The 20,310-nt window shown below is 70.5% G+C and carries 15 protein-coding genes; 1 reads left to right on the top strand and 14 read right to left on the bottom strand.

Going from position 1 to position 20,310, the window contains the following annotated elements; all coding sequences use genetic code 11:
* Positions 1–2: 2 nt before the first annotated feature.
* From OHA58_RS21995 to OHA58_RS21945, 11 genes are all read right to left on the bottom strand, one after another.
* Complete coding sequence (locus tag OHA58_RS21995) at positions 3–1,700, bottom strand: translation initiation factor IF-2 (RefSeq protein ID WP_405480807.1); 1,698 nt, start codon at positions 1,698–1,700, stop codon at positions 3–5.
* Entirely contained in the window at positions 1,701–2,255 is a 555-nt protein-coding gene (locus OHA58_RS21990) for a hypothetical protein (protein WP_405480806.1), read from the bottom strand.
* Positions 2,256–2,525: 270 nt separating this feature from the next.
* The gene (locus tag OHA58_RS21985) at positions 2,526–4,856 is read right to left on the bottom strand and encodes a xanthine dehydrogenase family protein molybdopterin-binding subunit (protein ID WP_405480804.1); all 2,331 of its coding nucleotides are present in this window, start codon (positions 4,854–4,856) and stop codon (positions 2,526–2,528) included.
* Positions 4,853–6,553, bottom strand: coding sequence for a 2Fe-2S iron-sulfur cluster-binding protein (locus OHA58_RS21980; protein WP_405480803.1), 1,701 nt, complete (start codon positions 6,551–6,553; stop codon positions 4,853–4,855). Before OHA58_RS21980 ends, OHA58_RS21985 begins: the two co-directional genes overlap by 4 nt.
* Positions 6,550–7,434, bottom strand: a complete 885-nt coding sequence (locus OHA58_RS21975; RefSeq protein WP_405480802.1) for an FAD binding domain-containing protein — start codon at positions 7,432–7,434, stop codon at positions 6,550–6,552. The genes OHA58_RS21980 and OHA58_RS21975 overlap by 4 nt, the downstream gene beginning before the upstream one ends.
* Positions 7,435–7,751: 317 nt before the next feature.
* On the bottom strand, positions 7,752–9,410 hold the full coding sequence (locus OHA58_RS21970; RefSeq protein ID WP_405480800.1) for a beta-N-acetylhexosaminidase: 1,659 nt from the start codon (positions 9,408–9,410) through the stop codon (positions 7,752–7,754).
* Between the two features lie 5 nt (positions 9,411–9,415).
* Positions 9,416–10,273 carry a carbohydrate ABC transporter permease gene (locus OHA58_RS21965; protein WP_405480799.1) on the bottom strand — a complete coding sequence of 286 codons (858 nt, stop codon included), beginning with the start codon at positions 10,271–10,273 and terminating at the stop codon, positions 9,416–9,418.
* 32 nt (positions 10,274–10,305) lie between these two features.
* Entirely contained in the window at positions 10,306–11,202 is an 897-nt protein-coding gene (locus OHA58_RS21960; RefSeq protein ID WP_361046793.1) for a sugar ABC transporter permease, read from the bottom strand.
* A gap of 4 nt (positions 11,203–11,206) precedes the next feature.
* Positions 11,207–12,499, bottom strand: coding sequence for an extracellular solute-binding protein (locus tag OHA58_RS21955; RefSeq protein ID WP_405480797.1), 1,293 nt, complete (start codon positions 12,497–12,499; stop codon positions 11,207–11,209).
* Positions 12,500–12,695: 196 nt separating this feature from the next.
* Complete coding sequence (locus OHA58_RS21950; RefSeq protein ID WP_100593929.1) at positions 12,696–12,983, bottom strand: DUF3039 domain-containing protein; 288 nt, start codon at positions 12,981–12,983, stop codon at positions 12,696–12,698.
* Positions 12,984–13,082: 99 nt separating this feature from the next.
* Positions 13,083–13,643: a YqgE/AlgH family protein gene (locus OHA58_RS21945; protein ID WP_405480796.1), complete on the bottom strand. Its 561-nt coding sequence runs from the start codon at positions 13,641–13,643 to the stop codon at positions 13,083–13,085.
* A gap of 326 nt (positions 13,644–13,969) precedes the next feature.
* Here OHA58_RS21945 and murA point away from each other — a divergent pair, with 326 nt between their 5' ends.
* Entirely contained in the window at positions 13,970–15,310 is a 1,341-nt protein-coding gene (murA, locus tag OHA58_RS21940; RefSeq protein WP_100593927.1) for a UDP-N-acetylglucosamine 1-carboxyvinyltransferase, read from the top strand.
* Between the two features lie 213 nt (positions 15,311–15,523).
* Here murA and OHA58_RS21935 read toward each other — a convergent pair whose 3' ends face one another.
* The 3 genes from OHA58_RS21935 to OHA58_RS21925 all read right to left on the bottom strand — a co-directional run bounded on the left by OHA58_RS21935 (position 15,524) and on the right by OHA58_RS21925 (position 20,295).
* Complete coding sequence (locus tag OHA58_RS21935; protein WP_030680681.1) at positions 15,524–15,805, bottom strand: HU family DNA-binding protein; 282 nt, start codon at positions 15,803–15,805, stop codon at positions 15,524–15,526.
* 296 nt (positions 15,806–16,101) lie between these two features.
* Positions 16,102–17,535: an NAD-dependent malic enzyme gene (locus OHA58_RS21930; protein WP_405480795.1), complete on the bottom strand. Its 1,434-nt coding sequence runs from the start codon at positions 17,533–17,535 to the stop codon at positions 16,102–16,104.
* A 363-nt stretch (positions 17,536–17,898) separates the two neighbouring features.
* Positions 17,899–20,295: a HelD family protein gene (locus OHA58_RS21925; protein ID WP_405480793.1), complete on the bottom strand. Its 2,397-nt coding sequence runs from the start codon at positions 20,293–20,295 to the stop codon at positions 17,899–17,901.
* Between the last annotated feature and the right edge of the window lie 15 nt (positions 20,296–20,310).

The raw sequence follows: 20,310 nt of genomic DNA, 5'->3' as shown, positions 1-20,310 counted from the left end.
CGTTACCTCTCGTTGTTCTTGGGCGCGTCATCGACAACCGGGGGCACATTACGGCTGCCGTCCGGCTGCCAGGTCTGCTCGTCCTCAGCGAGGTAGTCGGGGCGCGCCCCTCGTTCCTCATCGCGGCGTTCGCCAGGGCTTGAGCCATTGGGCACCGCACCATTGCGGCCCGCCTGGCTCCCGCGGTGCGTGTCCTCGGGCGAACCTCCGCCTACGCTCCCCTGGCCGCGCACCAGTCCCGAGCCACCCGTGCTGAAGGCGCGGGCATTCGCGCGGCCGCCCTGTTGTTGCGGTCGACCTCCGACGATGCCACCGTTCTCACCGGTGATTCCGGCAGCTCGGCGCCCGGAAGCAGCACCACGCGGGCTCTCGCCGATCACGCCGGGCCGTCCAGCCGTCTGCCCCGGCCTGGAACCCGTCGGTCCTTGGCTTGCCAGGCCACGGCCTCCAGTCGCGCCACGGCCCGCGGCGTTGCCTTCGCCGCCCATCACCGTGCCCCGGGGAATTCCCTTCGTGGGCTTGCCCGTTACAGGCTGGGGACGTCCGCCGGACACCCCATTGTTCGTCGGCAGACGCCCTTGGGTCGCTCCGGTGGCCCGGCCCGTGGCGCTCTGGCCCGGCATGCCGGTGTTCGGGCGGCCTGTGGCACCCGTAGCCGACTGAGGACCCGGTTTTACTGATCCACTGCCGTTAGTGAAAGGCGAGGTGCCACGGCGACCTGCCAGTGGCGGCCCGCCCCCGGGGTTCCCGATGGGCTTTACGCCTCCTCCACGGAAGACCGGAGGGATCATGCCGGGAGTAGGCGCGGTAGGACCGCTCGGGGGCGTGCTTACCGGTGCTTGGCCTGTTGCCTGCGCAGGGGTCTGCAGGTGAGGAAGCGTGTCGACGGAGTCGACGCCCATCCGTGTCGGAATCTCCGGCTTCACGGGCTCCGCAGGCTGGATCTGCCCATGCTCAGCCACCGCGGGAGCCACTCCCGGGGAAGCAGAATGCCCACTGGCCGTCGCAGCGGCGCCCACAGCAGCACCTGTGGCTCTCTCCGAACCGGCCACGCCACCAGGCGCTGCGACATCCTGACTACCGCCATCAATGGAGTTGTGACCGGCCGGCACGAACGCCGCAGGCGGTGGCGGGAACTTGGGCTTCTTTGCCGTCAATTGGTCCATCTGACCTGACGACAACGAGTACGCCTGGCCGAGCTTTTCCATGTGTCCGGCTGCCTCGAGCCGCACCTTTTCCTTGTCGGCCGCGATCGCCGCGAGCTCACTCGACGACTTCGAAGCGACCGACTGGGCGTCAGGGTCGTTGTGTGCTGCCTGCGCCGCATCCAGGTTGGCCTTGGCACTGTGTTTGTCACGGGGGATGGTCGCCTGGGCTGTGGAGATCGCGTTAGCGGCCTCGCCCATCCACTTGGCAGCGCCTTCACTGTAGTCGCCGAGCCCGAGCGTCGCGTTGGCCAAGTCGGCCGCCCACGAACGGAAGGAGTCCGCGCCCTCGCCCTTCCATTTCACCCACTGCGGACGGACCTTGAGTTCGTCTGCAATCTTGTGAATCTCCTTGGCTGCTGCCGTCAGCTTGCCGGCGGCAGCCTGGACTCCCCCACTGTTCGCTTGGTCAAGCCACGCCAGCATCTCCTCGTGACTCATGTTCGCGAACAGCGTGCCTCCGACGCTCCCGCCGCCGATCGGTGCCTCTGCCATTTAGAGCCCCCCACCCGAAGCGCCATCCACAGACTTGCTCGTATCGCTGCTGTGGGTTACGGGATCCTTGGTGTCCTTGTCCTTATTGGGAAGGTTCGGCACGTACGGGCCGCCGTAGTGTTTCGTGGCCGCCGCGCTGATTGCGCGCATCCGGTCCTTGATGTCGTCGTCGATGTTCGCGTAGCCCTTGTGCGACTTCAGAACAGCGATCCCCATGCCCTCGATCGAGTCGGAGAGCAACTGCGACAGGGTCTCGAGCTCCGTGATCACCGTCTGGTACGACGTGTGGAGACCGGCCGCTTCCTTGAAACCGTCCGCTCCGCCACCGAACTGGGCTCGACCCAACGGCTCTTGCCCCAGCTTCTTCGAGTCTGCTGGGGACCCCTTCAAATCCTTAATCAACTGATCAACCCGCTGCTGGAACTTCGTGAACGACTCCAGCTCGGTGACGATGTCGCCCACCGCCGCCTGCGCCGCCCCCACCGCTCCGAGTACGCCGAAGAAGGCCCACGGCGAGCCGTCGCTGCCGCCGCCCTTGTCCGCTGCCTCTGCCATCGCGTCCTCCCCGTTCCCCGCGTCCCCGTGTCCCGTACAGACCGCTCGTCGAGCGGCGGCGGCCGGCGTCGTTCAGACCGCTCGTCCCGTCGCGTCGCCCGCCGAAGGTCATCGGCCGACGCCCTCGTCTACGAAGTCTCGACAACAACTCTAGCCAAACGCACTGTCAGTTCACACGCCGCCCGTTGCAGAGTCCATCGACATCGCGTCACACAACGACACGTCACGTCACAAGTTGCAACGGGCAATGGGCAATGGGGGCTTGGAGATTCATTCCGTTGACGACGCCATCGCCGGAGCGGACGCGTTCGTCACCACCGCCGCCTGCGGGCGGATCGGGAGGCGGTTGACGGGGCGGCCCGTGGCCGCGCGGACCGCTGAGGCCACTGCCGCCGGGGACGCGACCACCGGGACCGCGCTTGCCGCCTTCGCTCCGAAGGGGGCTACTACGTCCCGTTCCTCGACCAGTTTCACGATGCGGATGTCGGGGGCGTCCAGGGACGTGGGGAGTGCGTAGCCCGTGAAGTCTGGGTGGCGGACCAGGCCGCGCGGGGTGCGGAGGTTCTCCGTGAGGGCCGCGCCGACTCCCTGGGTGACGCCCGCCTCGATACGGGCCGTCAGCTGCGCCGGGTTCAACACCCTGCCCACGTCCTGGGCTACCGCCAGCTCCACTACGCGTACCGAACCGAGTTCGATGTCCACGTCGACCACCGCGCGGATCGCGCAGAACGCGAGGCCCACGAAGGCGTCGCCCTGGCCGTCGGCGTCGAGGGGTTCGGTGGGGTGCGGGCGGCACTGGGCCGTGGCCCACAGTTCCTTGCCGTCCATCGCCTCGGTGACCGTCGTCGACAGGACTCCGTCGTACGACGTGATCTTGCCGTCCGCGATCTGGAGCAGCTCCGTTGACATGCCGAACTTGTGGGCGAGGGGCTGGAGTAGCTGGGTGCGGACCATTTTTGCGGCCCGTTCGACCGCTCCGCCCGAGACCCAGGTGTGGCGGCCGCGGCAGCCGGGGCCGGCCGGCGGCTGGTCCGTGTCGACCGGGGCGACCTGGACCTCGTCGATGCCGAGGGTGTCCTGGACGATCTGCCTCGCCAAAGTAGTAAAACCCTGGCCGGTTTCCACGGCAGCGCAGATGACCGTGGCCACGCCGTCGTGGACCTTCACCGTCGCCGTCGACACCTCGTCGGTGCCTTCCGCGCCGAGCATGTGCACCATGCCGATGCCGTAGCCGACACCGCGGCGCACCGCACCCGGTTCGCCCGCGCCCTCGGGGCCGCCGGGCAGCAGCCAATCCGCCTCGGGGGTGTCCCTGGGCAGCTCCGGCAGCGGGAAGTCCCGTACCGCGCCCAGCAGTTCGGCGACCGGCGCCGGGCACGTCACCGTCTGCCCGGTCGGGAGTACGTCGCCCGTCGCCATGGCGTTGCGCAGGCGCAGCTCCGCCGGGTCGATACCGAGTTTCTTCGCCAGCTTGTCCATCTGCGCCTCGTACGCGGCGCAGACCTGGAGGGCGCCTTCTCCGCGTACGTGGCCGGAGGGCGGGTTGTTGGTGCGTACCGCCCAGCCCTCGATGAACGCGTGCGGGACGACGTACGGGCCGCAGGCGAAGGAGACCGCGGCGGCGAGCGCCTCCGAGGACGTGTCGGCGTACGCGCCCGCGTCGAGGAGGATCTGCGCCTCGACCTTGACCAGCTTGCCCTCGGCGTCCGCGTGGTGGCGGTAGCGCAGGAGGGTGGGGTGGCGGTGGGTGTGACCGAGGAAGGACTCCTCGCGCGTAGCGGTGAGTTTGACCGGGCAGCCGGTCCTCAACGCGAGCAGCCCGAGCGGGAGTTGGAAGCTCTGGTCCTCGCGGTCGCCGGTCGCGCCGGGCACGCCCGTGACGACGACCTTCACGCGCTCGGGTTCGAGGCCGTAGCGGGCGGCGGCGAGGTCGCGGTCGCCGTGCGGGTCGGTGGAGGCGATGTAGAGCTCCACTCCCCCGTCGGGCCGCGGGACGGCGAGGCCGGCCTCGGCGCCGATGGGGGCCGGGTCCTGGCGGCCGATGCGGTACTGGCCCTCGACAACGATTTCGCCGACCGCGTCCTGGTCGCCGTGGCGCAGGGGGATGTGGCGGATCAGGTTGCCGTCGGGGTGCAGCGGCTCAGCGGCGAAGGCCTGCTCGGGGTCGGTGACCGGTTCGAGCACCTCGTACTCGACGAGGACGGCCGCGGCCGCCATGCGTGCGGTGTCCGGGTGGTCGGCCGCGACGGCCGCGATGGCCTCGCCGTGGTGGCGTACGACGTCGGAGGCGAACACCGGGCGGTCCGCGGCGCGGTGGCCGGGAAGGGGCGCTCCGGGGACGTCCTCGTGCGTGATGACGGCCCGTACACCGGGCATCTCGCGCGCGTGGGTCGTGTCGATGGAGAGGATGCGCGCGTGCGGGTGCGGGGAGCGCAGGACGGCCGCCCACAGCAGGCCCTCGGCCCACAGGTCGGCGGCGTACGGGAAGGTGCCCTCCGTCTTGGCGCGCGCCTCGGCGGGCGGCAGGGACGCCCCGAGGCCGTGCGGCAGCGGCTCGGCCACGGGGGCCGCGGGCGCGGTGGCTGTTGCTTCGTCACTCACGCCAGGCCTCCGTCCTGAATACCTTCGGTCGCGCTGGGTCCCGCCTGGTGCGGGATGCGGGCCTCGCCCGCGGCGTCACCCGCGGAGACGGACGGGCCCGTCGAGTCCGTCGCGGTGGTCGCGCCCGCCGCCGTCGCCTCGCGTTCGGTGACGACCTGCTGTACGGCGTCCAGGATCCCGCGGTAACCGGAGCAGCGGCACAGGTTGCCGCACAACGCCTGGCGGGTCTCCAGTTCGGTGGGGGCCGGGTTGCCCTCGAGGAGGTCGTGCACGGTCATCGCCATGCCGGGCACGCAGAATCCGCACTGGACGGCGCAGCGGCCGGCGAGGGCGCGCTGCACGTCGGAGGGCTGCCCGTCGGTGGCCAGGCCCTCCACGGTGCGTACTTCGCTCCCGGCCGCGGTGGCGCCGGGCACGAGGCAGGAGGCTACGAGGCGGCCGTCGACCTGCACGTTGCAGGCGCCGCACTCGCCTTGCGAGCAGCCGTCCTTGGCCCCGGCGAGGCCGAGGCGCTCGCGCAGGACGTAGAGCAGGGACTCGCCGATCCACGCGCCGGTGACGGGGCGGTCGCTGCCGTTGACCCGCAGGACGTAGGAGGCGAGGGGGTGGTCGTCGTGGAGGGGCGCGACCACGGCGTCGGGGGCGGGCTCGTCGGGGGCGGCGCCCTCAGGAGCGGGGGCCTCGCTGACGTCGGGGACCTCGGTGACGTCCGGGACCTCGTCGACCTCAGAAGTCTGAGAAACCGCAGAAACCGCAGAAGCCGCAGAGACCTCCGGGACCTCCGAAGCCTCGGCAGTCGGCACCCGCACCGGCTCCTTCGCCGACTCGGCGGCGACGTCCGCGAAGGCATGCGCCTCGCCGTCCGCCGTCCCGACCGGCTCGGGTTCGCCGAGTACGCCGTGTACGGCGCGTACCGCATGTATGTCGCTTACGTTCCCCTGCGTCGGCTCCGGCGCAGCCTCAGGCGCGACCTCGGGCTCGAACTCGGGCTCGAACTCGTCCTCCGGAACGCCCTGCGAAGGCTCCCTCGCCCACTCCTCCGCCGCCCAGGGCGCCACCGCGCCCCCCGGCAGCGTCGCCGGAGGCGTCCGGCCCCACTGCGCGGCGAGGGACGACGTGGTGAACTCGCCCGACTCGTCCGGAAGATCCCCTTCGGCGATGACCGGAATCGACCACTGCCCGGTCTGTCCCGTCTGGCTCGCCTGTCCCGTCTGTCCCGTCTGTCCCGCCGGTTCGGCAACGGCATGGTCGTGGGCGGGCGGCGCCTGGTGCTCGACGTCCGAGAAGTTCCACTGCCCGGTCACCCCGGCCCCGTGGCCGTACGAAGGCATCGCCTCAGGAGCGGCCGGTTCGGCGTGTTCGATGCGTTCGGCGTGTTCGGTGTGTTCGGCAGGTTCGGGCCAGTGCACCTCGCCGGTCGCCGCGCCCGTGGGCGCCGCCTGCGCGCCCGTCACGTCGGGCGGCAGCACCCACAGGCCCGTCGCCGTCGGGTCCGTGGCCGCGGGACCGCCGGGCGCGATGGTGATCTGCGGCGGCACGTAACCGTGTCCCGGCGCGGCCAGCGGCACGTCGGGCAGGCCGCCCTCGGGGAGCTGCACGAAGGCGGTGGCGTCCGCGTCGTAGTCGCCCTGGGGCAGCGGCTCCCAGCCGCCGCCCTGGTGGCCAGCGTGGCCACCGTGGTTGTGCTCGTCAGTCACGACAGCGCCCTCCCAAGTGCCCGTCGGGCCAGCGCGGCGACCGTGCGCCGCAGGTGCAGTACGGCGGGCGGCAGCTGTTCCTGGGTGCCGTCCGGGGCCGGGGCGGCGTCGGGGATGCAGGCCGCGGCGACGTACTCGCCGAACGCGGTCAGCGCCTCAGGCACGAGCATCCGCTCGCCGTCCCAGTCGATGAGCGAGGCCACCCACTGCTCGGCCTCCAGGGGCCGCAGCGGCATGGGCGCGATGGCGCCGACCGCGCACCGCACGCCGCGCCTGGCCGGGTCGAGGACGAGCGCGACGGACGCGAGGGCGCGTCCGGGGCCGGTACGGCCGGTGGCCTTGAGGAAGGTCTGCGGGGCGTGCAGGAGCGGCACGCGTACGAAGCCGATGAGCTCGCCGGGGCTGAGCATCTCCATGCCCGCGAGCAGGTGGGAGACGGGGACCTCGCGCCGCGCGCCGCCGGGGCCCGCGATGATGAGGGTGGCTTCGAGGGCGGCCAGGACGGGCAGTGTGTCGCCGGTCGCGGCGGCGGAGGCGATGTTGCCGCCGAGGGTGCCCGCGTTACGGATCTGGGGCGGTCCGGCGGCGCGTGCCGCGGCCGCGAGCGCGGGGATCAGGGCGGCGAAGTCGGGGCGTCCGATGCGGGCGTGGGTGAGGCCGGCGCCGAGCAGAGCGTGACCGTCCTGGTACTGCCAGCCGCGGATCTCGCTGATGCGGCCGAGGCCGACGAGGGCGGCGGGGCGCAGCAGTCCGGCGTTGACCGAGGCCATCAGATCGGTGCCGCCCGCGACCGGGACCGCGGCGGGCATGGCGGAGAGTGCTGCCACGGCCTCGTCCAGCGAGCCCGGGAGCGTCACGGCCTGCGTTGCGTGCGTGGTCAAACCGGCTGCCCCTTCCCGATGTCCGGCACTTCGCCCGGCGGCTTCGGCATGTGAACCGTCGTTCGCGCCGTTACGCCTGTTCCGCCGTACGGTACGTGCTGACAGGCCGGACGTGGCAACTCTGGCACATCTTCCCGGGGGCCCGGCGAGGGGGTCCGCTAGGAGGCTTTCGCCCCGAGGACCAGGGAGATGGGTCGCTTTCTCCCCTGGTCACCGGTCGGTGCGCATTGCCACTCTTCGGTGATTTTTGTAAGGCTTTTTCGTGCAGTCCCACGGTCCCAGGGCCGGAGCCCCGGGGCACGCGTACGGCGGGCGTCTCACACGTTCGGGGGCGCCCCCTCGATCGGGCGTCCGAGCACACCCGGTCGCTGCTGCCACGGAAGGGGGCCCGTGGGCGGGCGGTAGCCGACGCCGAGGGCGTCAAGGCGGCCGTAGTGGGCGGTCATTCGGCGCCGGAAGTCCGCGTAGTCGCGCTCGGCGGGGGCGGGCAGGGCGCTCCAGGCGACCTCGGCGAAGGCGGCCAGGCGCGGGAACACCTGGTAGTCGACGCGGGCCTGGCTCTCCATCACCTCGGTCCACACGTTGGCCTGGGTACCCAGGACGTGCCGCGCCTCCTCCTCCGTGAGCTGCGGGGGGACGGGCTCGAAGCGGTAGACGTCCTCGAGGGTGCGGACGTATCCGATGGGCATCGGCTCGTCGTCGCCCGGCGCCTGACGGTGGTCCAGGTACACCTGCTGCTCGGGGCACATGACGACGTCGTGTCCGGCCCGGGCGGCGGTGATGCCGCCCTGGTAGCCGCGCCAGGACGACACGGCGGCGCCGGGGGCGAGGCCGCCCTCCAGGATCTCGTCCCAGCCGATGAGGCGGCGGCCGCGTTCGGTGAGCCAGGTGTCGAAGTGCCGGATGAACCAGGACTGCAGCTCGTCCTCGTCCTTCAGGCCGAGTTCGGCGATCCGAGCCTGCGCGGCGGGCGACTGCTTCCACTGGTCCTTGGGGCACTCGTCGCCGCCGATGTGAATGAACGGCGAGACGTCGGCGGGGAAGAGGCCGAGGAGTTCCTCGAATACGCCCTCGTAGAAGCGCAGCGTGTGGTCGGTCGGCGCGAGTACGTTCGGGGTTACTCCCCAGTTGTCCCAGACGGTGAGGGAGGCGGTGTCGACGACGTCCGTGTTGCCGAGTTCCGGATAGGCCGCGATGGCCGCCTGGGAGTGGCCGGGGACATCGATCTCGGGGACGACGCGGATATGCCGTTCGGCGGCGTACGCGACGATCTCGCGGATGTCGTCCTGCGTGTAGAAGCCGCCGTGCGGACGGTCGTCCCACAGGGGTGAGGCGCGGTGGCCGAATTTCGTGCGTGCGCGCCAGGCGCCCTGCTCCGTGAGCTTGGGGTGGCGCTTGATCTCGATGCGCCAGCCCTGGTCGTCGGTGAGGTGGAAGTGGAAGACGTTCAGTTTGTGCGCGGCGAGCAGGTCGAGATAGCGCAGGACCCCGTCCTTGGGCATGAAGTGGCGTGATACGTCGAGCATCAGGCCGCGCCAGGCGAAGCGGGGGGCGTCCTCGACGGTGCCGGTGGGGACGGTCCACTTGCGGCCCGGTTCGAGGGGTGCGCGCCGGAACGCGTCGGGGCCGAGGAGCTGACGGAACGTCTGGGCTCCCCAGAAGACGCCGGCCGCGCTGCCGCCTTCGATACGGACGGTCCGCTGGCCGACGGTCATCCGGTAGGCCTCCGGGCCGAGTTCCGGGTCCAGTTCCGGGACGATGCGCAGCTCTATACGGGTTTCACCGTCGCGCAGGTCAACGCCCGTGCCGGCGTGGGGCAGGCCGAGGCCCGTGGCCGCTCCGACGGTCGAGCGCAGCCAGCGGGCGACGCCCTCGGTGCCCGCGCCGGCGTCGATCGTGGTGGCGTCGCCGAGTTCGTGGAGGCCGTCACCGGGCGCCGTCCGGCGGGGTGCGGGAATGAGATCTGCCGAAGTCACTGACGTCAGTCCTTAACCGCGCCGCCGAGCCCGGACACCAGGCGCCGCTGTACGAGTACGAAGAAGACCAGTACCGGAATGGTCATTACCGTCGACGCCGCCATGATGCCGCCCCAGTCGTTCTCGTCGGGTTTGAAGAAGACGAGCAGGGCCATGGGCAGGGTCGACTGCGAGGTGTCGCTGATGATGAAGGACTTCGCGAACAGGAAGTCGTTCCAGGTGGAGATGAAGGAGAAGACGCTGGTCGCCACGAGGCCGGGAAAGACCAGCGGGAAAAGGATCTGCCAGAGAAACCGGGTGCGGCTCGCGCCGTCGATGTACGCGGCTTCCTCCAGCGCTTCAGGGACGGCCTTCACAAAGCCCCGGAGCATCCACACGGCGAACGGCAGGGAGAACGCCAGGTGGGGCAGGATCAGTGAGCCGAGTGTGTTGAGCTGCCCGAAGTCCCGCATGAGGAAGAAGAGCGGAATGGTGAGGGCCTCGACGGGCACCATCTGCGCGACCAGGAACATGATGAGAAGCGTCGTGCGGAACCTGAACCGGAACCTTGTCACCGCGGTCGCCGCGAGGAATGCGACGAGGGCGGAGACCACGACGACGGTGCCCGCGACGATCAGGCTGTTGAGGAAGTACCGGCCGAATTCCTCCTGTTGGAAGACGCGCCGGAAGGAGTCGAGGGAGGGCGCGAGCGTCCAGGGTCTCGGCTCGGCCGACTCGATCTCGCCTGCCGGCTTGAAGGCGCCGAGCACCATCCAGTAGAGGGGGAAGGCGACGACGAGGGCGATCAGGAGAGCGGACGCCTCGGCGGCGAGCCGCCACGGCCGCCGCACCCTCACCCGTACCCGGACCCGTACGGAGCTCACAGCGCGTACGGGACTCGCAGCACGTACGGAGCTCACAGCTCCTCCCCTCTGCGGCGCAGGATCCGCAGGTAGCCGAGCGTGACGGCGAGCAGGATCAGCAGCATGACGACGCCGATCGCCGAGCCGAGGCTGTACTGGCTGGAAGCGAAGGCCTTCTGGTACGCGTACACGTTGAGCACGAGGTTCTGGCCCGCGATGCCGCCGCCGTTCGTCATGACGTAGATCTGGGTGAACACCTTGAAGTCCCAGATGACCGACTGGACGGTGACGACGAGGAGGATCGGCCGCAGCATCGGTGCGAGCACCGAGCGCCAGATCCGCCACTGCGAGGCCCCGTCGAGCGCCGCCGCCTCGACGACCTCCGCCGGGACCGCTCTGATGCCCGCGTACACGGTCACCATCACGAACGGGAAGGAGCACCACACCACTTCGAGCAGGACGAGCGCGAAGGCGCTGTAGCGGCCGTACGTCCACGAGAAGTCGCCGAGCCCGAACACCCGGTTGACCGGGCCGAAGTCCGGGTCGAAGAGGAACATCCAGACCGTGGAGCCGGTGACAGCCGGGGTCGCCCACGCGCCGAGCGCGGCCAGCATCAGGGCGAGCCGGGGCAGGGCGCGTACGCGGGTGAGCAGGACGGCGAGGGCGCAGCCGACGGCGAGGGTGGAGACGACGCACGCGGCGGCGAACAGGACCGTGGCGAGCAGCACCTGCCAGAACTGTTCGTCGGCGAAGAGCGTCGCGTAGTTCCCGAGCCCCTGGAACGTGGTCGGTTCGCCGCCGCTGACCTGGGCCTGGGTGTATTCGAGGAACGAGATCAGGCCGAGTTGGTAGACGGGGTAGACGAGGAGCCCGCCGAGGAGGAGCAGGGCGGGGGCGAGATAGAGCCAGGGGGTCCAGGCGCCGGTGCGGCGGGCGGTGGTGGTGGCCACGTGGTCAGCCCGCGGTGCGAAAGGCGGTGTCCATCTTCTTCGCCGCGTCCCGCGAGGCCGTCGCCACGTCCTTACGTCCGCTGACGATCTCCTGGAACATGGTCGGCAGGACGAGCGAGGCGTCTATCTGGCCCCAGGCGGGCGACGCGGGCACGAACTTGGCGCCGGCGCCGAGGGTCTTGATGAAGGGCGCGACGAAGGGCTCCTTCTTCGCGACGCTCTCGCGGACGTCCGTGTACGTGGGCAGGAAGCCCATCGCGTCGAAGAGTTCGCCCTGCGTCTTCTTCGAGGAGAGGCTCTTCATGAGGTCCACGGCGAGCGTGCGGTGCGAGGTGCTCTTGAGTACGCCGATGTTGTTGCCACCCGCGAAGGCAGGCGCGATGTCGCCCTTGTCCGCTCCCGGCAGCGGCACGACGGCGTACTTGCCCTTGACCTTGCCGTCCTCCATGGCCTGGTGGCTGAAGTCGCCGCCGATGGCCATGCCGGCCTTGCCGGAGGCGAAGGCGGTGACGGTGTCGTTGCCGCCCATGCCCGCACACTTCGCGGCGGGACAGTTGTCGCCGCCGAAGAGGGACGTGTACGCCTCGATGCCCTTGCGCGCGGCCGGGCTGTCGATGGCCGACTCGTACGATCCGCCCTTCTTCTCGGCGAGTTCGCCGCCCCGGGACCAGATGAAGGGCATGGCGCCGTACGTGTAGGCGCCGCCGACCGCGAGGCCGTACAGGTCCGGCCTCTCCTTGTGGATCTTCCGTGCCGCGGCGGCGAGTTGGGCCTGCGTCGTCGGGACGTCGAGCTTGAGGTCCTTGAAGACGTCGGTGCGGTAGTAGAGGGCGCGTACGCCGACGAAGTAGGGGGCGCCGTAGATCTTTCCGTCGACGGTCACGGACTCCTCGGCCGTCGGGTCGGTGTCCTTGGCCTCGGACCAGGCGCCGAACTCCTCGGTCACGTCGGCGAGGCCGCCGTCCTTGACGTATCCGGCGGTGTCGGTGTTGCCGTACTCGATGACGTCGGGGGCGCTCTTCGGGTCGTTGAAGGCGGCCTTGATCTTCTCGGCGCGGGTCTCGACGGGTATGTACTCGACCTTGACGTCGGCGCCCTTGTGGGACTTCTCGAAGGCGGCGACGGCCGCGTCGACGACCTTCTGCTTCGGCTGGTTGTTGACCTCCTGGAAGAGCCAGACGCGCAGGGTCCCGCTCTTGTCGTCCCCGGCGGAGCCGTTGTCCGAGGTTCCGGGGGCGCAGGCGGTGGCGAGGGCAAGTGCGGCCAGGGGCAAGGCCATGCGGACGGGGAGCTTCATGGGGGCAGCCTCCGAAGTGTCGTTGCAACATACGCAATGGCGGTTTTGCTGTGCACAACACAGAGGAGGCTAGGAGGTCCAGACCACTGAGCGCAACGGTTACGGAGGCAGCACAAAGGCCCCCATGGCGCGACAGATGCGCACCTCGGGGGCCTTTCGCAGCAGACTCAGGAACCTTCCGCGGCGGCCGGGGCCGCTACTTCTTGTCCTTGCCGCCCTTGTCCTTGTCGCCGCCGGCGCCCATGGACTCGTAGATCTCCTTGCACATGGGACACACGGGGTACTTCTTCGGGTCCCGGCCCGGCACCCAGACCTTGCCGCAGAGCGCGACGACCGGCGTCCCCTCGAGGGCGCTCGCCATGATCTTGTCCTTCTGGACATAGTGGGCGTAGCGCTCGTGGTCGCCGTCACCGTGCGATGTCTGCGGCGTCGGCTCTACGAGGGTCCCCGTACCTGTCCCGCGCTCGGGCTCAAGAGTGCTCATAAAGGCCAAGGGTACTGAAGCTCCGGGGGAAGGGTCAGCGGCCTCGTGGTGAAGGGCCCACACCCCCGGATCCGTCGATCACGGCACCGGCCGACGGCCTCAGTTGAGCGACGGATCGTCCGGGTACGTCGCCACCATCGCCAGGTCGCTGCGCTGGCGTCGCAGCACCGCGCGCCACAGGCCCTCGGGGTCCGTCGACGAGACGTCGCCCGGCTCCGACTCGACGACGTACCAGGCGCCCTCGGTCAGCTCGGACTCCAGCTGGCGCGGGCCCCAGCCCGCGTACCCCGCGAAGATCCGCAGGGATCCGAGCGCGGAGGCGAGCAGCTCGGGAGGGGCCTCCAGGTCGACCAGGCCGATCGCGCCGTGGACGCGGCGCCAGCCGAGGGGCCCTTCGTCGCCGGGGATCACCGCGACGCCGAGCGCCGAGTCGAGTGAGACCGGGCCGCCCTGGAAGACGACGCCCGGAGCGCCGGCGAGCTCGCCCCAGCCCTCCAGGATGTCACCGACGCCGACCGGCGTGGGCCGGTTGAGGACGACGCCGAGCGAGCCCTCCTCGTCGTGGTCGAGGAGCAGCACGACCGCGCGGTCGAAGTTCGGGTCCGTGAGGGCGGGTGTGGCCACGAGCAGCCGCCCTGTGAGCGAGGACACCTCGGTCATGCCAGACATGATCCCGCATCTTGTCGCCGAGCGGGCAGTCAATGGCCCTTCCCGGGTGCGCCCAGCTCAGAGACGCCTCACGCGCCCGGGGCGCGCGCCGTGAACCGCACCCGGAAGGTGACCCTCCGCGCCCGTTTAGCGACATTTCGTGTTGTAGCGAAGTCATGACGTCCCCCCGGTGCACTTGGGCTTACGGAAGGGGGGTAGGCGGCCCTTACGCTTATGCCTTGGCCCGCCCAGCGGCCCGGCCCGAAAGGCCTCGCCCGACGGCTCCGCCCTGCGGTCCTGCCCATCTGTCCTGTCCATCTCATCGGAACGCGAGATTCATGACCGTCACCGACGATGTACTGCTTGTCCACGGCGGAACCCCGCTGGAGGGCGAGATCCGTGTCCGCGGCGCGAAGAACCTCGTGCCCAAGGCCATGGTCGCCGCGCTGCTCGGCAGCGAGCCGAGCCGGCTGCGCAACGTCCCGGACATCCGGGACGTCCGGGTCGTACGCGGCCTCCTCCAGCTGCACGGCGTGACGGTCCGCCCGGGTGAGGAACCCGGCGAGCTGATCATGGACCCGTCGCACGTGGAGAGCGCCAACGTCGCCGACATCGACGCGCACGCGGGCTCCTCGCGCATTCCGATCCTGCTGTGCGGGCCGCTCCTGCACCGGCTCGGCCACGCGTTCATCCCGGGCCTCGGCGGCTGCGACATCGGCGGCCGGCCGATCGACTTCCACTTCGAGGTGCTCCGCCAGTTCGGCGCGACCATCGAGAAGCGGGCGGACGGCCAGTACCTGGAGGCCCCGCAGCGGCTGCGCGGCACGAAGATCCGGCTGCCGTACCCGTCGGTCGGCGCGACCGAGCAGGTCCTCCTGACGGCCGTGCTGGCCGAGGGCGTGACCGAGCTCTCGAACGCGGCCGTGGAGCCCGAGATCGAGGACCTCATCTGCGTTCTGCAGAAGATGGGCGCGATCATCGCCATGGACACCGACCGGACCATCCGGGTCACGGGTGTCGACAAGCTGGGCGGCTACACGCACCGCGCCCTCTCGGACCGTCTGGAGGCCGCGTCGTGGGCGTCGGCCGCGCTGGCGACCGAGGGCAACATCTACGTCCGCGGCGCCCAGCAGCGCTCGATGATGACGTTCCTGAACACGTACCGCAAGGTCGGCGGCGCCTTCGAGATCGACGACGAGGGCATCCGCTTCTGGCACCCGGGCGGCTCGCTGAAGTCGATCGCCCTGGAGACGGACGTCCACCCCGGCTTCCAGACCGACTGGCAGCAGCCGCTCGTCGTGGCGCTGACGCAGGCCTCGGGCCTGTCCATCGTCCACGAGACGGTCTACGAGTCCCGCCTCGGCTTCACGTCCGCGCTGAACCAGATGGGCGCGCACATCCAGCTCTACCGCGAGTGCCTGGGCGGCTCGGACTGCCGCTTCGGCCAGCGCAACTTCCTGCACTCCGCGGTCGTGTCGGGCCCGACGAAGCTCCAGGGCGCCGACCTGGTCATCCCCGACCTGCGCGGCGGCTTCTCGTACCTGATCGCCGCCCTGGCCGCCCAGGGCACGAGCCGCGTCCACGGCATCGACCTGATCAACCGCGGCTACGAGAACTTCATGGAGAAGCTCGTGGAGCTGGGCGCGAAGGTCGAGCTGCCCGGCAAGGCGCTCGGCTAGCCACAAGCTCGGCTGGGGGTCCGGGGGTCACCCCCCGGACAGACACAGCATGGAGAAGCTCGTGGAGCTGGGCGCGAAGGTCGAGCTGCCGGGCAAGGCGCTCGGCTAGCCACAGGCCCTGCTGACGCCCTTCCTGAGCGCCGGCAGGACCCCCGTGACAACACAGAAGGGGCGGCCACCCGAACCGGGTGGCCGCCCCTTCTGTTGCCTGGCTTACTTGCCCTTGGCGGCTTCCTTGAGCTTGGAGCCCGCGGACACCTTCACGCTGAAACCGGCCGGGATGTTGATCGGCTCGCCGGTCTGCGGGTTGCGGGCGGTGCGAGCGGCACGGTGCGTGCGCTCGAAGGTCAGGAAGCCGGGGATGGTGACCTTCTCGTCGCCCTTGGCAACGATCTCGCCGACCGTCTCGGCGAACGCGGCCAGCACGGCGTCGGCGTCCTTGCGGGTCACCTCGGCGCGGTCGGCCAGCGCGGCCACCAGCTCACTGCGGTTCATGTTTGTACTCCCGTGTTCTTCTTGCCGTTGAGGCGTGCCACGCGGCGGAGCCGCATGTTGGGCACAGCGAAGCCGATGCTGCCAGGGTCCTCGGTCAGGCCCCGGACCCGGGTCCGTCTTCAGACCCTCGCGCCCGAAGACGCATCCTGCCCCCACCAGCGGCGGGAAAGCCAATCCGGCGCCCTTGGGGGTCACACGGATTGCGTCGCCGTCCCGGTATGGGGCGGGGTGGGGCCGTGCTTCCCGGCCACCCTAGAGGGCGGCCAGGGGCCCCGCATTCCGCGACGCGCCGGGCCTCAGGAGGCCGTGGCGCCCGTCACAGCGCCGCCGACGGCCTTCGCGGCGTTACGCACCGCTCCGGCGACGGCGCCCGCGACCTTGTCGTTGAAGACGCTCGGAATGATGTAGTTCGGGTTGAGCTCGTCCTCGCTCACCACGCCCGCCAGGGCGGCCGCGGCGGCCAGCATCATCTCCGTGTTGACCGTACGCGAATGGGCGTCGAGGAGGCCACGGAAGACGCCCGGGAACACGAGGACGTTGTTGATCTGGTTCGGGAAGTCCGAGCGGCCCGTGGCCACAACTGCTGCCGTCTGACGGGCGATTGCGGGGTCGACCTCGGGGTCGGGGTTCGCGAGCGCGAACACGATCGCACCCTCGGCCATGGCCGCCACGTCGTCGCCGTCGAGCACGTTCGGAGCGGAGACCCCGATGAACACGTCGGCGCCGCGCACGGCCTCCTTGAGCGTGCCCGTAAGGCCCTCGGGGTTGGTGTTGTCGGCGATCCAGCGCAGCGGCGAATCGGCCTTGGCGTCGACGAGGTCCGCGCGGTCCGCGTGCACGACACCGTGGATGTCGGCGACGACCGAGTTCTTGACGCCGGCCGCGATCAGGAGCTTGAGAATCGCCGTGCCGGCCGCGCCCGCGCCGGACATGACGACGCGGATGTCGCCGATGGCCTTACCCGCGACACGCAGGGCGTTCGTCAGGGCGGCGAGGACGACGATGGCCGTGCCGTGCTGGTCGTCGTGGAAGACCGGGATGTCGAGGGCCTCGCGCAGGCGGGCCTCGATCTCGAAGCAGCGCGGGGCGGAGATGTCCTCGAGGTTGATGCCCGCGAAGCCGGGGGCGATGGCCTTGACGATCTCGACGATCGCGTCGGTGTCCTGGGTGTCCAGGCAGATCGGCCAGGCATCGATGTCGGCGAAGCGCTTGAAGAGGGCCGCCTTGCCCTCCATGACCGGCATGGCGGCCATCGGGCCGATGTTGCCGAGGCCGAGCACGGCGGAGCCGTCCGTCACGACCGCAACGGTGTTCCGCTTGATCGTCAGACGCCGGGCATCCTCGGGGTTCTCGGCGATCGCCATGCACACGCGGGCCACACCCGGCGTGTAGATCATGGACAGGTCGTCACGGTTGCGGATGGGGTGCTTCGACTGCATCTCGATCTTGCCGCCGAGGTGCATCAGGAACGTACGGTCGGAGACCTTGCCGAGGATGACGCCCTCGATGCCGCTCAGGCCCTCGACGATCTCGTCGGCGTGCGCGGTGGAGCTCGCGGCGATCGTGACGTCGATCCGGAGTTTCTCGTGGCCGGACGCCGTCACGTCGAGACCGGTCACCGAGCCTCCGTGGGACTCCACGGCCGTCGTGAGTTGGGATACCGCTGTTCCGCTGGCGGGCACCTCAAGGCGGACCGTCATCGAGTAGGAGACGCTGGGCGCCGTTGCCATGGCCGACTTCCTCTGCTTTCACCGTGTGGCTGCTGCTGTTTTTCCGTCCGATCGTCGCACCTACCGCCGAGTACGTGGTAGCCGCCCCGGATTGCGAACGTTTTGTTCACCGCCCGGACAGCACCCCGGTCGCGCACTTTCGGAAAGTTGTTTCCACCATACGAGAAGTGACGGGAAACAGAAAGAGGTCCACGTCGGCTGACGTGGACCTCTCACTTACGTTAATGACACCGACCCGCCATGCTCGCCTCGCGGCAAGTGGTCGCTCGTAGCGACGAAGGTTGGGCCCGGGGGCTTGGATCGAGCCGGTGCCACGTCCAAGGTAACAAAGGATCCCCGTAAGGCAATTCCCATCCCTCGAACTCATTCACGCAGCAGGTCCGGGACCCCGTCCGCATCCGGTTCGTCGCGGCTGCCCGAGACGACCGTGAGCTGCTGCGTGGCGCGGGTCAGCGCCACGTACAGGACGCGCAGGCCCGCCGGGGACTCGTCCGCGACCTCCGCGGGCGACACGACCACCGTCGCGTCGTACTCCAGGCCCTTGGCCTCCAGGCTGCCGAGCGCGACCACCCGGTCGCCGAGCCCCGCCAGCCAGCGCGCCGCCTCGTCCCGCCGGTTCATCGCGACGACGACGCCGACCGTGCCGTCGACCTGGTCGAGCAGCCGCGCCGCCTCCTCGCGGACGGTGTGCCCGAGGCCGTCCTGTACGACCGCGAACCGCGGGCGCACCCCCGTCGAGCGGACCGCCGACGGGGACTCGGAGCCCGGCATGGCGAGCGCGAGGACCTTGGCGGCGAGCTCGGCGATCTCGGCCGGGTTGCGGTAGTTCACGGTGAGGGTGAAACGGCGGCGCGGACGGGAGCCGAGGGCCTCGTCGCGGGCCTCGGCTGCCTCGTCCGGGTCCGACCAGGACGACTGGGCGGGGTCGCCGACCACGGTCCACGTCGCGTGCCGGCCGCGGCGGCCGACCATCCGCCACTGCATGGGCGTGAGGTCCTGCGCCTCGTCGACGATGACGTGCGCGTACTCCGTGCGCTCCTGGGCCAGGCGCTCGGCGCGCTCGCGCTGGGTCTCGTGGCGCTCGGGCATCAGCTCCTCCAGCCCGGTGAGCTGGTCCAGAGGGTCGTACTCGCGCTTCTTCTTGGGGCGCAGCGGGGCGCCGAGGACCTCGTTCAGCTCGTCCAGGAGCGCCACGTCGTGCACCGACAGGGCGTCGCGGCGCAGCGAGCGGGCGACCTTGCGGACCTCGCCGGGGTTGAGGATCCGGCGTGCCCAGCGGCCGAGACGGCGCTCGTCGCCCATCGCGGCGAGGACGCCGCGCGGGGTGAGTTCGGGCCACCACGCGTCGAGGAAGCGGAGGAAGTCGTCCTCGGAGGTGATGTCGTCGTCGAACGAGGAGCGCAGCTCCGCGGCGAGTTCCGGGTCGCTGTGGCGGGTGCCCGCGCCGGACTGCGACCACAGGGCGTCCAGGAGGAGCTTGCGGGCGCGCGGGCGCAGCAGGTTGACGGGGGCGGTGCCGCTCAGCGCGTTCTGGCGGATCCTCGCCAGGTCGGCGGCCTCCAGCTCCAGGCGGCGGCCGAACGCGACGACGCGCAGGCGTGTGGGCGGCTCCGCGGGGGTCTGTGCCTCGTCCTCGTCGGATTCGTCGTCGCCGAAGGCCAGCTGGCCCTGCTTCGGCTGCGGCGCCGCCGTCACGGTCCCCATTTCGAGGGCGCCGCGGGCCGCCTTGCGCAGGACGCGCAGCATCCGCGAGGAGCCCTTGACGCGGGCCACCGCCGGGGAGTCGTAGACCGTGGCGTCCGCGCCGTCGACCAGCGAGCCGACCGCACGGATCGCGACCTGGCCCTCCTCGCCGAGCGAGGGCAGGACGCCCTCGGTGTAGGCGACGAGGAGCGGGGTCGGGGAGACGATCAGGATGCCGCCCGCGTACCGGCGGCGGTCCTGGTAGAGCAGGTACGCGGCGCGGTGCAGGGCCACGGCCGTCTTGCCGGTGCCGGGACCGCCCTCCACGTACGTCACCGACGCGGCGGGCGCCCGGATCACCAGGTCCTGCTCGGCCTGGATGGACGCCACGATGTCGCGCATGGTGTGGCTGCGGGCCTGGCCGAGGGCGGCCATCAGGGCACCGTCGCCGATGACGGGCAGCTGCTCGCCGTCGAGGTACGCGGTCAGCTCGGGGCGCATCAGGTCGTCCTCGACGCCGAGCACCTTGCGGCCCTTGGAACGGATGACCCGGCGGCGTACGACCCGTCCCGGATCGACCGGGGTCGAGCGGTAGAAGGGCGCGGCGGCCGGCGCGCGCCAGTCGATGACCAGGGGCGAGTAGTCGGCGTCCAGGACGCCGATCCGGCCGATGTGGAGCGTCTCGGCGATGTCGGCGGTCCGCTGCCCGTCCGCGTCCTCGCGCACGGACCCCTCGGCGGGCTCCACGGCCGTGTACGCGCCGTCGGGACCCTTCTTGCCGTCCTTGCCGAGCAGCAGGTCGATCCGGCCGAAGAGGAAGTCCTCGAACTCGTTGTTGAGGCGGTTGAGGTGGATCCCCGCGCGGAACACCTGGGCGTCGCGCTCGGCGAGGGCGCCGGGCGTGCCGACCTGCCCCCGCTTGGCCGCGTCGTTCATCAGGAACTCGGCCTCGTGGATCTTTTCCTCGAGCCGGCGGTACACCTGGTCGAGGTGTTCCTGTTCGACACCGATCTCGCGGTCCCGGACGGAATCGCGGTCCTGGTCGAGCGCGGTCTGCTGATGAGCCTGAGCGGCCACCGGGCCCCCTTCTGA

It is taken from the genome of Streptomyces sp. NBC_00009, from assembly GCF_045040855.1.
Classification (GTDB): Bacteria; Actinomycetota; Actinomycetes; order Streptomycetales; family Streptomycetaceae; genus Streptomyces; species Streptomyces aureus.
This window is presented reverse-complemented; position numbering and strand designations above follow the sequence as displayed.

What these genes read in the sequence shown, in the direction of transcription:
- OHA58_RS21995 (WP_405480807.1), bottom strand. Translation starts at nt 1,700, where the DNA reads ATGGCAGAGGCACCGATCGGCGGCGGGAGCGTCGGAGGCACGCTGTTC.
- OHA58_RS21990 (WP_405480806.1), bottom strand. Translation starts at nt 2,255, where the DNA reads ATGGCAGAGGCAGCGGACAAGGGCGGCGGCAGCGACGGCTCGCCGTGG.
- OHA58_RS21955 (WP_405480797.1), bottom strand. Translation starts at nt 12,499, where the DNA reads ATGAAGCTCCCCGTCCGCATGGCCTTGCCCCTGGCCGCACTTGCCCTC.
- OHA58_RS21950 (WP_100593929.1), bottom strand. Translation starts at nt 12,983, where the DNA reads ATGAGCACTCTTGAGCCCGAGCGCGGGACAGGTACGGGGACCCTCGTA.
- OHA58_RS21945 (WP_405480796.1), bottom strand. Translation starts at nt 13,643, where the DNA reads ATGACCGAGGTGTCCTCGCTCACAGGGCGGCTGCTCGTGGCCACACCC.
- murA (WP_100593927.1), top strand. Translation starts at nt 13,970, where the DNA reads ATGACCGTCACCGACGATGTACTGCTTGTCCACGGCGGAACCCCGCTG.
- OHA58_RS21935 (WP_030680681.1), bottom strand. Translation starts at nt 15,805, where the DNA reads ATGAACCGCAGTGAGCTGGTGGCCGCGCTGGCCGACCGCGCCGAGGTG.
- OHA58_RS21930 (WP_405480795.1), bottom strand. Translation starts at nt 17,535, where the DNA reads ATGGCAACGGCGCCCAGCGTCTCCTACTCGATGACGGTCCGCCTTGAG.